We start from the raw sequence: 12213 nt of genomic DNA, 5'->3' as shown, positions 1-12213 counted from the left end.
TTGAAAAGCACGCTAAGACGCGGGCTCCCGAAAGAGGGGCGATTAGCTCAGTTGGTAGAGCGTCTCGTTTACACCGAGAATGTCGGCGGTTCGAGCCCGTCATCGCCCACCATTTCTTCCGTTTGAGCGATGCCACAGCGTTTGCATCCATGCAAAGTCCGGTAGCTCTGACCAGGAATCGCATGCGCGATCGCCTGCCGGGTCGTGCCATGGACGCAGCCGAGGCTAGCCCCGAATAAGGGTTTGGCGGATTGGCCAACCAGGGCGCTTTCTAGCCCATCATTGCGGGAAATTTCGCGCCCGCTGACGGCACCAACGCAGCTGGCGACGCGGCGGCTTCCACCTTTTCGCGTGGATCAAGCGACTGCAAAGAGACGACGACATCGCTGGTGTGCATTGCCGGCGGGCGTGGTTATACCGCGCCGCATGATGCCATTGTGCGCCCAAAGCGAAGATTTGACGGACTTGCGCGCACGCGGCCGATTGCGTGCTCTGCAGCCCCGCGTTGGGCGCGATTTCGCTTCCAATGATTATCTCGGTCTCGCCAAGTCGGCGCGACTGCGCGCCGCCGTTCAGGAAGCTCTGTCGCGCGGGGTGGCGCTTGGCTCCGGCGGGTCGCGGTTGTTGCGCGGCAACGATCCCGAGCATGACGCGCTGGAAGCGGAGGCGGCAGCGTTTTTCGGTAGTGAGGCGGCACTGTTTTTCTCAAGTGGTTACGCCGCCAATAGCGCGTTGTTTTCGACGCTGCCGCAGCGCGGTGACCTCGTGGTTTACGACGCGCTGATCCATGCCAGCGCGCATGAGGGCATGCGGCTTGGCCGCGCGACGTGCACCGCCGCCGCGCATAACGACGTTGACGCCATCGACACGACGATCGCAGCGTGGCGGTCCGGCGGGGCGACGGGGCGCGCCTGGATTGCGGTCGAAAGCCTCTACAGCATGGATGGCGATCGCGCGCCGCTCACCGATGTGATGGCGGTGGCGCGTCGTCATGACGCGATTGTGCTGGTCGATGAGGCTCATGCGACCGGCGTTTTCGGGGAGCACGGACGCGGGCTGGCGGCCGAGCTTGAAGATCGCGAGAATGTTATTTCCCTGCATACCTGCGGCAAGGCCCTGGGCTGCGAAGGCGCTTTGCTGTGCGGCCCGCGGGTCGCGCGCGACTTCCTGGTCAATCGGGCGCGCGGTTTCATCTTTTCGACGGCACCCTCGCCGTTGATCGCGAGCGCAGTGCGCGAGAGCCTGCGCATTCTCACCGACGAGCCCGCGCGGCGGTCTCAACTGATGGCGTTGGTCGCGTTTGCCGAACGGTCGCTCGCACCCTGCGGGGTCGTTCCGACCGGATCGCAGATCCTCCCGCTGCTGATCGGCGACGATGTGGCGACGATGCGGCTGGCCGAAGCTTTGCAGGACGCTGGCTTCGACGTACGCGGCATCCGTCCGCCGACAGTGCCCGTGGGGACGGCGCGGTTGCGTATCTCGCTCACGCTGAACGTCACCGAGGCGGACATCGCGGCGCTCGCCACGACGATGGCGAGCTTGGTCTGATGCGCGGGCTGACGTTCGTCGTCACCGGAACCGACACCGATGTCGGGAAAACCGTGTTCGCCGCCGCCCTCGCCGGGGCGCTCGGTGCGAACTACTGGAAGCCGGTGCAAGCCGGGACCGATCCCCGCAGCGATGCACAAACCGTGGCGACGCTCTCCGGCCTTTCGCCCGAGAAGATCGTGCCCGAGGCGTATCGCCTGGCCACGCCGTGCTCCCCGCACCGCGCTGCCGCCATCGACGGGGTGACGATCGAGCTCGATCGTCTGCTGCTGCCGCACCACGCTGGTCCGCTGGTGGTCGAAGGCGCGGGCGGCGTGCTGGTGCCGATCACGCACGATTTGCTGTTCGCCGATCTGTTCGCGCGGTGGGCGGTTCCGGTGGTGCTGGTCGCGCGCACGACGCTGGGCACGATCAACCACAGCCTGTTGTCGATTGAGGCGCTGCGACAGCGCGCCGTGCCCGTTCATGGCATCGCGTTCATCGGGGAAGAGCAAGCTGACAGCGAGGCGACGATCGCGCGGATTGGCGGGGTCAGACGGCTCGGCCGCCTGCCGCTGATCGATCCGCTCGATGCGCCCACGCTTGCTGCCATGTTCGCAGCGCAGTTTGATCTGGATGATTTCCGATGATTCCATCGCCCATCTGGCATCCCTTCACGCAGCACGGCCTGGACGAAGCGATCCCGCTTGTGACCCATGCCGAAGGCGCCGCGCTCTTCACCGATGACGGCCGGCGCATCGTCGACGGGATATCGTCCTGGTGGGTCACGACGCACGGCCATTGTCACCCGCGGATCATGGCCGCGATCGCCGCGCAGACCGCCAAGCTTGATCAGATCATCTTCGCAGGATGGACGCACGAGCCGGCCGAAACACTGGCGCGCGGCCTGGTCGCGATCATGCCGTCGGCGCTGTCCCGCGTGTTTTTTTCCGATTCGGGTTCGACCAGCGTCGAGGTCGCGCTCAAGATGGCGCTTGGTTATTGGAGCAATCGCGGGGCGCCCCGCGATCGCATTCTGGTGCTGCAGAACAGCTATCATGGCGATACGATCGGCGCGATGTCGGTGGGCGCACGCGGTGTGTTCAATCAGGCCTATGCGCCGTTGCTGTTCGATGTCGGCACCGTGCCGTTCCCGTCAGCGGGCGCCGAACAGCGGACGCTCGAAGCCTTGGAGCGTGCGTGCCGCGATGCGCCCGCTGCATTGATCGTCGAGCCGCTGATCCTGGGGGCCGGCGGCATGTTGCTATACCCGGCATGGGTCCTCGCCGAAATGCGCGCGATCTGTGCGCGCCACGGCGTCTTGTTCATTGCGGACGAAGTGATGACCGGCTGGGGCCGCACCGGTACATTGCTGGCATGCGCGCAAGCGGACGTGGTACCCGATATCCTTTGTCTGTCAAAGGGCCTCACGGGTGGTGCCGTGCCGCTCGCCGTGACGATGGCGACCGAGGAGATTTATGCAGCGCATCTGTCGGATGACCGCGCCCGCATGTTTTATCATTCGTCGAGCTACACCGCCAACCCGATCGCGTGCGCCGCTGCCAACGCCAATCTCGCGATATGGCGCGAAGAACCGGTGCTGGAGCGGATCGCTGATCTTGCGGCGCGTCAGCAGCAAAAACTGGCGAAGCTTGCGGAACTTCCCTTCATCACAAACGCGCGACAGCTCGGTACGATCACAGCAATCGACCTGCCGGATCCATCGCGCAGCGGCTACCTCTCGCAGCTGGCACCACGGCTGCTCGCCCATTTCCTCGACCGGGATCTGTTGCTTCGACCGCTCGGCACAACGATCTACGTCATGCCACCCTATTGTATTCAGGACGCCGACCTCGACCGTTTGTACGACGGCATCGCCGAATGCGTTAGCGTGATCGACGGCGACCACCGACCATAGGCGCCGTTCGTCATCGCGTGAGGGTTCGTCGGTCGACAACGGTCTCCGGCGAAAACGAGCATTGTCGCCCAAGCCGGTGCCCTGTGTTCTGGTCAAGTTACCGGCGGCGTTTTCCGTGATAGGCGGGCATGGGGCTGTCCTCGGCGGCCAATCGGCGCCAGCGATCGAATCGCTCGACCGTCAGCACGCCCGCGTCGATCGCGGCGCGTATCGCGCAGCCGGGTTCGCCGCCATGCGCACAGTCCGAGAAACGGCAGCGCTGCGCGATTTCGACAAAATCATCGAAAACCTCCGCGATACCAGCGGTTGCGTCTGATAGTTGCAGTTCGCGCATGCCCGGCGTGTCGAGCAGCCAGCCGCCACCGGCGAGCCGGTGCATGGCGCGCGCCGTGGTGGTGTGGCGCCCGGTATCATCGCTTTCGCGGATCGCCTGGGTCGCGATGCTGTCTGACCCACGCAACGTATTGACCAGCGTCGACTTGCCGACGCCCGAGGAGCCCAGCAGCGCGACGGTCTGGCCGGTGCCGCAATAGGCCGCGAGGCCGGCCGCGCTGGCGGGATCGCGGCCATCGACCAGTTCCACCCGCAAGTCGGGTTCGATCGCGCGCACCGCCGCGGCGAAATCTTGCGGCGTGTCGGTCAAGTCGGTCTTGGTCAGGACCACGACAGGGTCCACCCCGACTTCGCGCGCGAGCACCAGATAGCGCTCGAGCCGGGCGACGCTGAAATCCTGATTGCACGAGGCGACGATGAAGAGCGTGTCGATATTGGCGGCGATCATTTGCTCGCGGCGCGGATCGCCCGGCGCGCGCCGCTTGAACAGGTTGCGCCGCCGCAGCACGCGCGTCGGCTGCTGCGTGGCGGCGTCGACCAGCAGCCAGTCGCCGACGGTCGGATGGTCGTCGGTGGGCGTAGCGCCGGGGATGTATGGCGAAACCGAAAAGGGCGCGCCCGCGCCTGCGACCGTAATCTGGCCGCGATGCACCGTCATCACCCGGACGGGGTGACAGGCTTGCGTTTCCTCCTGGGAAAGCTGGTTGCTGAAAAAGGCGGTCCAGCCCAGTTCGTGCAACGTCTCGTCGGTCAATGTCATGGCGCGATGCGGCGCTACCATGATCGGGCGCAACATCCTAACCAAGGATAACGTGGTCGATCGCTGTTCTTTCTATGTTCACGTCGTGCTAGGGCCAACCCATGCTTGCCGACTCCCCCGTCAGGAAGGTCCTTCACGTCGACATGGACGCGTTCTTCGCCTCGGTGGAGCAGCGCGACGATCCGACCTTGCGCGGCAAGCCCGTTGCGGTCGGGCATGGTGCCGCGCGCGGGGTGGTGGCGGCGGCGAGTTACGAGGCGCGCACCTTCGGGGTGAAGTCCGCGCTCCCCTCGGTCACCGCGCTCAGGCGCTGCCCCGATCTGGTGTTCGTGCGGCCACGCTTCGAGGTGTACCGCGCCGTTTCGCAGCAAATCCACGCGATCTTTGCCGATTATACCGATCTCATCCAGCCGCTGTCGCTCGACGAGGCGTATCTGGACGTCACCGCGAACCGGCGCGGGATCGCGACGGCCTGGCTGACCGCCAAGGAAATCCGCGCGCGCATCCTGGCGGAAACCGGGCTGACCGCTTCTGCGGGCATATCGTACAACAAGTTTCTGGCAAAGCTCGCATCGGACCATCGCAAGCCCAATGGGCAGTTCGCGGTGACACCCGACATGGGCGAAGCGTGGGTCCAGACGCTGCCGGTGTCGCGGTTTCACGGGGTGGGGCCGGTGACGGCGGCGAAGATGCAGCGGCTCGGCATCGAAACCGGCGGCGATCTCCGCGCCAAGCCGCTCGATTTCCTGCAGCGCCACTTCGGCAGTTCGGCGGAATGGTATTATGCGATTGCACGCGGGCAGGATCACCGGCCGGTCAACCCTGATCGCGTGCGCAAATCATCGGGATCGGAGACGACCTTCCGCGCGGATTTGACGGAAAATGCGGCGATCGAGGCGGGCGTGCTGCGGATGGTCGACGATGTGTGGGGCTGGTGCGAGACGCGGCAGGCGTTTGGCCGGACCGCGACAGTGAAGGTCAAATATGCCGATTTCCGTCAAATCACCCGCAGCCGCAGCAGGGCCGAGCCGATCGCGTCTTATGCCGAGCTGCGCGATGTCAGCCTCGAGCTGATTCGATCGGTGCTGCCGGCGGAGAAGGCGATCCGGCTTGTCGGGGTGACGGTGTCGAACTTCGAGCATGCCGCGTCGACAGTGGACGAACCGCAGCTGTTCGAAGCGGCATCGGCGTAGCGCGGTCAGACTTGGTCGGCGCGCTCGGTGATTTCCATGAAGCGGCGGGCGGCGTCGCGATCCTCGGGCGCGGCAAAGGCAACGTCGAGATCCGGCGCGACGCCGAGCATGTGCATCAGCGTCCATAACGCAAAGCGGCGATTGCGGTCCTTTTCCAGCCCGAAGGCGACGCGCATATGTTCGGTCCCCGCCGCGAGCGCCGCCGGGGTCAGCGTGGCGAGGTCGCTCGTGCCGAAATAGCTGCGGAATTGGTCGTCGAGTTCCACGGACTATCGGCCCTGCAACGCTTGCCGTAGGCTCGGTAGCAGGCGCGCGACGATGATATCGACGCCGCGCGGATTGGGATGCAGGCCATCGCTCTGGAGCAACCGCCGGTTGCCCGCGACGCCATCGAGGAAGAAGGGATAGCGCGCGACCTGATGCTTCTTGGCGAGCGCCGGGTACATGCCGTCAAACGCGCGGACATAATCGGCCCCGAGATTGGGCGCGGCGCGCATCCCCGCGAGCAGTACCGGGATGCGCCGGTTGTGCAATTCGGTCAGGATCGCATCGAGATTGGCCTTAGCCTGCGGCACGGGAAGCCCGCGCAGCATGTCGTTCGCGCCGAGTTCGACGATCACCAGATCGGGCGTCGCACCAAGCCCGCGCAAGCCCCAGCGCAGCCGCGCGCGCGCCTGCGCGGCGGTGTCCCCTGATACCCCACCGTTGCGAACCGTTGCGGCGACACCGGCTTTTCGCAGCGCCACCTGTAACCGCGCGGTGAATCCGGCGGCGGGCGGCAAGCCATAGCCCGCGGTTAAACTATCGCCGAACGCCCAGATCAACGGTGCGCGCGGTGCCGCGTCGGCAGCGGGGGAAATTACGACAAAGAACAGCAGCACGAGATGGACAATTCGTCGCGACCATCCATATCGCTTGAGACGTGACCATAGCATCCCCCCCAAATAGCGCGCTGATCTCCGCGCGCAATGTCTCCCTCTCGCTTGGCCGGGCGCCGTCGCGCGTCGAAATCCTGCGCGGGATCGACCTGAGCGTCGCCGCCGGGGAGAGCGTCGCGCTGCTTGGACCCTCGGGATCGGGCAAATCGTCGCTGATGGCGGTGTTGTCGGGACTGGAACAGCCGAGCGGCGGGACGGTCGAAGTTGCGGGGCTGGATTTCACTGCGCTCGACGAGGACGCGCTCGCCGTTGCGCGGCGCGGACGGATCGGGATCGTGCTGCAGGCATTTCATTTGCTTCCCACCATGACCGCGCTCGAAAATGTTGCGGTCCCGCTCGAGCTGGCGGGGGAGCGCGACGCCTTCGCGCGCGCCGCGACCGAGCTTGCCGCCGTCGGCCTTGGCCACCGCACTGGCCATTATCCCGCGCAATTGTCGGGCGGCGAGCAGCAGCGCGTTGCCATCGCCCGGGCTTTGGTGGCGCGACCCGCCTTGATCTTCGCCGACGAGCCGACCGGCAATCTCGATACCGCGACGGGGGCGGCGATCATGGATTTGCTCTTCGAACGGCACGCGGCGAGCGGGACGACACTGTTCGTCATCACGCACGACCCGGCGCTTGCGGCGCGGTGTGCGCGTGTGATTGATCTGGCCGATGGCCGGATCGTGGCCGATCGGGTTAGCGCTTGAGCATTGTCTGGCGGCTTGCGTTCAGGGATTTGCGACGGGGCGGTCGCGGGCTGCTGTTGCTTGCCGCGTGCCTCTTTCTCGGGACGGCGGCGCTTGCCGGGATCGGAAGCCTCGCCGCGAGCATGATTGCCGCGCTCGACGCGAACGGACGGCAAATTCTCGGCGGCGACGTCGAGTTCAGCGTGTCGCAACGCCGCGCGACCGTTGAGGAGCTTGCGGTCTTCACCCAGGCTGGACGCGTTGCCGAGACGGTGTCGATGCGCGGGATGGCCGATGCCGGCGGCCCTGCGACCTTGGTGGATTTGCGTGGGACCGATGCGGCATGGCCGCTGGTCGGGCGCTTCCGGCTCGCGCCCGGCGCGCTGGCGGACCGGCCACGCGGGCGCGAAATCGCGATCGCGCCTGCGCTTGCCGAACGGCTGCGCGTGAAATCCGGCGACATGCTGCGGCTGGGTATGGCGCGGCTGCGCGTGATCGGCATCATTGCCGAGGAACCCGATCGCCTCGGCGCCGGCTTTACCTTGGGGCCGCCGGTGCTGGTCGATTTTGCCGGACTGGAGGCGACCGCCTTGGTGCAGCCCGGCAGCCTGTATGAGAGCCACTATCGCATCGTGCTACCGCGTGCCGCCAGCGCGGTCACGGTACGCGAGCGCCTGCTCGTACGGCTCCGCGGCGCGGGCTGGACCGCCAAGACGAGCGACCGGGCGGCGGGAGGGCTGCGGACCGGGATCGACCAGTTCGGCCAGTTCCTGTTGCTGGTCGGGCTCGCCGCGCTGGCGATCGCCGGGGTGGGCGTTGGCAGCGGAGTCGCGGCCTATCTTGCGGGCAAGGCAAAGATCATCGCGACGCTGAAAGTGCTGGGTGCGACCTCGCGGACGATCGCCGCGATCTTCCTCGCACAGCTCGGGCTCGTCGCGGCGGGTGGGATCGCCGCTGGCTTGCTGGTCGGCGCGGCGGTGCCGTGGATCGTGACCGCTTTCGTCGGCGCGGCGCTGCCGGTGCCGCCACGCCTCGCTTTGTATCCGGTGCCGTTGGCGACCGCCGCGCTGCTTGCCTTGCTCGTCGCGCTCCTGTTCGCGGTGCCTGCGCTGGCCCGTGCGCGCGACGTGCCCGCTGCCACTTTGCTGCGCGATGCGCTCGCGCCACGCCGCTGGCCCGCACCGGGCGTGCTGGCGGTGATGGCGGTGCTGGTCGCGGCGCTCGTCGCGCTCGCCGTGCTGACGGCGTCGAACCAGTTGCTGGCGCTCGGCTTTGTCGGCGCAGTGTCGGCGGTGATCGGCGTGTTGTGGGTGATCGGCATCGCCGTCCGCTTCGCCGCCGCGCGCGTGCCACGCGCCCGCACGCCGCTGCTGCGCCTCGCGATCGCCAATCTGCACCGCCCCGGCGCGCAAACCGATCGGCTGGTGGTGGCGCTCGGCCTTGGCTTCTCGCTGTTCGTCGCGCTGGCGGTGATCGATTCGAGCCTGTCGTCGGAATTGCGCAATGCTGCCCCGACCAAGGCCCCGCGTTTCTTCGCGATCGACCTTCAGCCCGGAGATGCGGCGACCTTCGCCAGCGCAGTGAGCGGTGCCGCCCCCGACGCGCGAATCGAATCACTGCCATCGCTGCGCGGTGCGATCGTCGCGCTGCGTGGGCAGCGCGTCGCCGACATGAAGACGCTGCCCGCGGGGGCATGGGTGCTGCGCGGCGACCGGACGATCACCTATTCGGCGCAACTGCCGCCGCGCAATGTGGTTGCGGCGGGGAAGTGGTGGCCGACTGACTATCGCGGACCCCCGCTGGTCTCGCTGGAGGACAAGGCCGCCGCTGCGCTCGGCCTGAAAGTCGGCGACAGTATCACGGTGTCGGTGCTCGGGGTTGAGGTGCCTGCGCGAATCGCGGCGCTCAGGACGATCGACTGGGGCGGGCTTGGGTTGAACTTCGCGATCGTTTTCTCGCCCGGTTATATCGAGGAAGCGCCGCACGGCCTGCTCGCCAGCGTCTACGCGCCGCCAAGCCAAGACGGCGCGATCGCCCGACGCGTCGCCGAGGCACTGCCGTCGGTGACGCTGATCCGCGTCGGCGATGTGATTGGGCAAGTCGGCGCGGTGCTGGGGCAAGTCGCGCTCGCGATCCGCGCGGCGGCGGCGGTGACGGTGGCGGCAGGGATCGCGGTGCTGATCGGCGCGGTGTCGGCGTCGGGGCGGGCGCGGCGCTACGATGCGGTGATCCTGAAATTGCTGGGCGGGAGCAGTCGCCAAGTGCTCGGCGCGCAGGCGATCGAATATGCGATCCTGTCGGCGATCCTCGCGGTCGTCGCGTTGACGATCGGTGCGGGGGCGGGGTGGTTTGTCGTGCGGCAGGTGTTCGACATCGCCTGGGCACCACGCTGGGACATCGTCGCGGTGACGCTGGCGAGCGCTGCGGTAATGACGCTTGGCGCTGGGGTCGCGGGCAGCCTGCCCGCTTTGCGGGCGCGCCCGGCCGAAGCGTTGCGCGACTTGTAAGGCGCATAAGCACCCTTCCGCAGGCCTAGGCGTTACGGCTAAGGTTCGAGCGTTCCAGCGAAAGAAGACCATGACCGATCAGCGTGATTTGCCGCATTCGCCTGGCCCCGCCGGGGGTTGGGGATCGCTCAAGGGCATCGCCCGGATTTTCGGCGAAAGCTGGTCTTCCCCTGCGTCGCTTGCCACGCTGGGCCAGCTCAACAAGCCCAAGGGCGTGATGTGTGTGTCGTGCGCCTGGCCCAAGCCAGCGAATTACGCGGCATTCGAATTTTGCGAGAATGGCGCGAAGGCGACGCTGTGGGAATTGACCAGCGCGCGCAGCACGCCCGCCTTCTGGGCGGACGAGCGCCATACCGTCACCGCGTTGCGCGACTGGGCCGATCACGATCTCGAAAAGACCGGACGGCTGACGCACCCGCTGCGCTATGACGCGGCAAGCGATCGCTATGTTGAAGTCACGTGGGACGAAGCCTTTGCGGGCATCGGCGCGGCGCTCAAGCCGCTCGAACCGAACGACGCCGTCTTCTACGCGTCGGGTCATGCCGGGCTCGAGGCGTCGTATCTTTATGCGCTGCTGGCGCGCGCGTTCGGCACCAACAATCTGCCGCAAAGCTCGAACATGTGCCACGAGACGACGTCTGTCGGGCTGACCAAGGTGATCGGGTCACCGGTCGGGACGATCGTCTGGGACGATCTGGCCAAGGCCGATGCGTTCTTCTTCTTCGGGCAGAATCCTGGCACCAACAGCCCGCGGTTCCTCCACCCGCTGAAGGAGGCGAAGGAGCGCGGCGCAAAGATCGTCACTTTCAACCCGATCATCGAACAGGGTCTGGTGTCGTTCGTCGATCCGCAAAGTCCGGCCGCGATGCTGACCGGCAAGGCGACCAAGATCTCCGACCAATATCACCAGCTAAAGGCCGGTGGCGACATCGCGGTGTTGCTCGGCATGTGCAAATGCGTGGTCGAGGCCGATGACGCGGCGACCACAGCGGGCCAAGCCGAAATCATAGATCACGCCTTCGTCGCGGAGCACACCACCGGCTTCGACGCCTTCATCGCGCAATGCCGCGCTGCCGACTGGGCCGAGATTGCGCATGAAAGCGGCCTCACCGAAGCGGCGATCCGCGATGCCGCGCAGGTTTATATCGAGGCCGAACGCGTAATCGGCGTGTACGGCATGGGCCTGACGCAGCATGCGCATGGCTCGCTCAACGTGGCGATGCTGGTCAACCTGCTGCTGCTGCGCGGGAATATCGGCAGGCCCGGCGCGGGCTGCTGTCCGGTGCGCGGGCATAGCAATGTGCAGGGGCAGCGCACCGTCGGCATTGCCGAAAAGGCGCATCTCGTTCCGCTCGACACGATCGACGCTTTGTTCGACATCACCTCACCGCGCGACGATGGCATGAACATCGTCGAAGCGACTGAGGGGCTGTTTGCGGGCAAGGTCCGCGCCTTCGTCTGCCTCGGCGGGAATTTGCTGCGTGCGGTGCCTGATCAGCAGCGGCTGGAGCAAGCGTGGGGCGCGCAGGACCTGACCGTCATGGTCTCGACCAAGCTTAATCGCAGCCACCTGTTCCCGGGCAAGCAGGCCTATATTCTGCCCTGCCTTGGCCGCTACGAGATCGACGCGCAGGCGGGCGGCAATCAGGTGGTCACGACCGAAGACAGTTTCTCGATGATCAACGGATCGGTCGGCAAGCGCGCGCCGGTTTCGGATAGCGTGAAAAGCGAATTGGCGATCGTGACCGGCATTGCCAAGGCGGCGGTCGCGCCGAACGACAAGCTGCGCTGGGATGACTGGACTGCCGATTACGGCCTTGTCCGCGACTTGATCGAACGGACCTATCCGGAGGATTTCCGCGACTATAATGCTCGCATGTTCGAACCCGGCGGTTTCTACCGCGGCAATGGTGCGCACCAGCGGATCTGGAAGACCGAAAGCGGCAAGGCGGTGTTCACCACGCCGGGCGCGCTCAATTCGGTCGGTTTCCAGGATGCGCCGGGGCGCTACCGGCTGATGACGATCCGCTCGAACGATCAATTCAACACGACGATTTATGGCTATTCCGATCGCTTCCACGGGATCGAAGGCACGCGCGACGTTGTGCTGATGAACCCCGACGACATTGCCGAAGCGGGTTTGCACGAAGGCCAGATGGTGCGGATGATCACCGACACCGACGATGGCGTGGACCGGCAGCTCGGCGGTCTGAAGCTGACCGGGTATCGCCTGCCGCGCGGGACGATCGCGTCTTACTACCCGGAGTGCAACGTGCTGGTTCCGATTGGGCTGCATGACGATCTGTCGAAGACGCCGGCGTCGAAATCGGTGCCGGTGCGGATCGTCGCGGACTCGGTTTGAGCCGGGG

The 12213-nt window shown here is 66.3% G+C and carries 10 protein-coding genes and 1 tRNA gene; 8 read left to right on the top strand and 3 right to left on the bottom strand.

Features of this window, described 5'->3' with window-relative positions:
- The first annotated feature begins 36 nt into the window (after positions 1-36).
- The 4 genes from IEV62_RS14330 to IEV62_RS14315 all read left to right on the top strand — a co-directional run bounded on the left by IEV62_RS14330 (position 37) and on the right by IEV62_RS14315 (position 3445).
- A tRNA-Val gene (locus tag IEV62_RS14330) sits at positions 37-112 on the top strand.
- A gap of 314 nt (positions 113-426) precedes the next feature.
- A complete protein-coding gene (locus IEV62_RS14325; RefSeq protein ID WP_188448672.1) occupies positions 427-1548 on the top strand; it encodes an 8-amino-7-oxononanoate synthase in 1122 nt (373 codons plus the stop codon).
- Positions 1548-2177 (top strand): dethiobiotin synthase, encoded by a 630-nt coding sequence (gene bioD, locus IEV62_RS14320; protein ID WP_188448670.1) that lies wholly within the window; start codon positions 1548-1550, stop codon positions 2175-2177. Before IEV62_RS14325 ends, bioD begins: the two co-directional genes overlap by 1 nt.
- Positions 2174-3445: an adenosylmethionine--8-amino-7-oxononanoate transaminase gene (locus IEV62_RS14315; RefSeq protein ID WP_188448668.1), complete on the top strand. Its 1272-nt coding sequence runs from the start codon at positions 2174-2176 to the stop codon at positions 3443-3445. The genes bioD and IEV62_RS14315 overlap by 4 nt, the downstream gene beginning before the upstream one ends.
- A gap of 97 nt (positions 3446-3542) precedes the next feature.
- Here IEV62_RS14315 and rsgA read toward each other — a convergent pair whose 3' ends face one another.
- Positions 3543-4538 carry a ribosome small subunit-dependent GTPase A gene (gene rsgA / locus IEV62_RS14310; protein WP_188448666.1) on the bottom strand — a complete coding sequence of 332 codons (996 nt, stop codon included), beginning with the start codon at positions 4536-4538 and terminating at the stop codon, positions 3543-3545.
- A gap of 101 nt (positions 4539-4639) precedes the next feature.
- On the opposite strand from rsgA, the gene dinB reads away from it, so the two are divergent.
- Complete coding sequence (gene dinB / locus IEV62_RS14305) at positions 4640-5731, top strand: DNA polymerase IV (RefSeq protein ID WP_188448664.1); 1092 nt, start codon at positions 4640-4642, stop codon at positions 5729-5731.
- Positions 5732-5736: 5 nt separating this feature from the next.
- Here the strand turns inward: dinB and IEV62_RS14300 are convergent, their stop codons facing one another.
- The gene (locus IEV62_RS14300; RefSeq protein ID WP_188448662.1) at positions 5737-5997 is read right to left on the bottom strand and encodes a hypothetical protein; all 261 of its coding nucleotides are present in this window, start codon (positions 5995-5997) and stop codon (positions 5737-5739) included.
- A gap of 3 nt (positions 5998-6000) precedes the next feature.
- Positions 6001-6612: an arylesterase gene (locus IEV62_RS14295; RefSeq protein ID WP_229733189.1), complete on the bottom strand. Its 612-nt coding sequence runs from the start codon at positions 6610-6612 to the stop codon at positions 6001-6003.
- A gap of 41 nt (positions 6613-6653) precedes the next feature.
- Between IEV62_RS14295 and IEV62_RS14290 the strand changes: the two genes are divergently transcribed.
- The 3 genes from IEV62_RS14290 (at position 6654) to IEV62_RS14280 (ending at position 12206) form a co-directional block, all read left to right on the top strand.
- The gene (locus tag IEV62_RS14290; RefSeq protein ID WP_188448658.1) at positions 6654-7358 is read left to right on the top strand and encodes an ABC transporter ATP-binding protein; all 705 of its coding nucleotides are present in this window, start codon (positions 6654-6656) and stop codon (positions 7356-7358) included.
- The gene (locus IEV62_RS14285; protein WP_188448656.1) at positions 7355-9844 is read left to right on the top strand and encodes an ABC transporter permease; all 2490 of its coding nucleotides are present in this window, start codon (positions 7355-7357) and stop codon (positions 9842-9844) included. The genes IEV62_RS14290 and IEV62_RS14285 overlap by 4 nt, the downstream gene beginning before the upstream one ends.
- 70 nt (positions 9845-9914) lie before the next feature.
- The gene (locus IEV62_RS14280; RefSeq protein ID WP_188448654.1) at positions 9915-12206 is read left to right on the top strand and encodes an FdhF/YdeP family oxidoreductase; all 2292 of its coding nucleotides are present in this window, start codon (positions 9915-9917) and stop codon (positions 12204-12206) included.
- Positions 12207-12213: the final 7 nt, after the last annotated feature.

The organism is Sphingomonas psychrolutea (assembly GCF_014636175.1).
Classification (GTDB): domain Bacteria; phylum Pseudomonadota; class Alphaproteobacteria; order Sphingomonadales; family Sphingomonadaceae; genus Sphingomonas; species Sphingomonas psychrolutea.
This window is presented reverse-complemented; position numbering and strand designations above follow the sequence as displayed.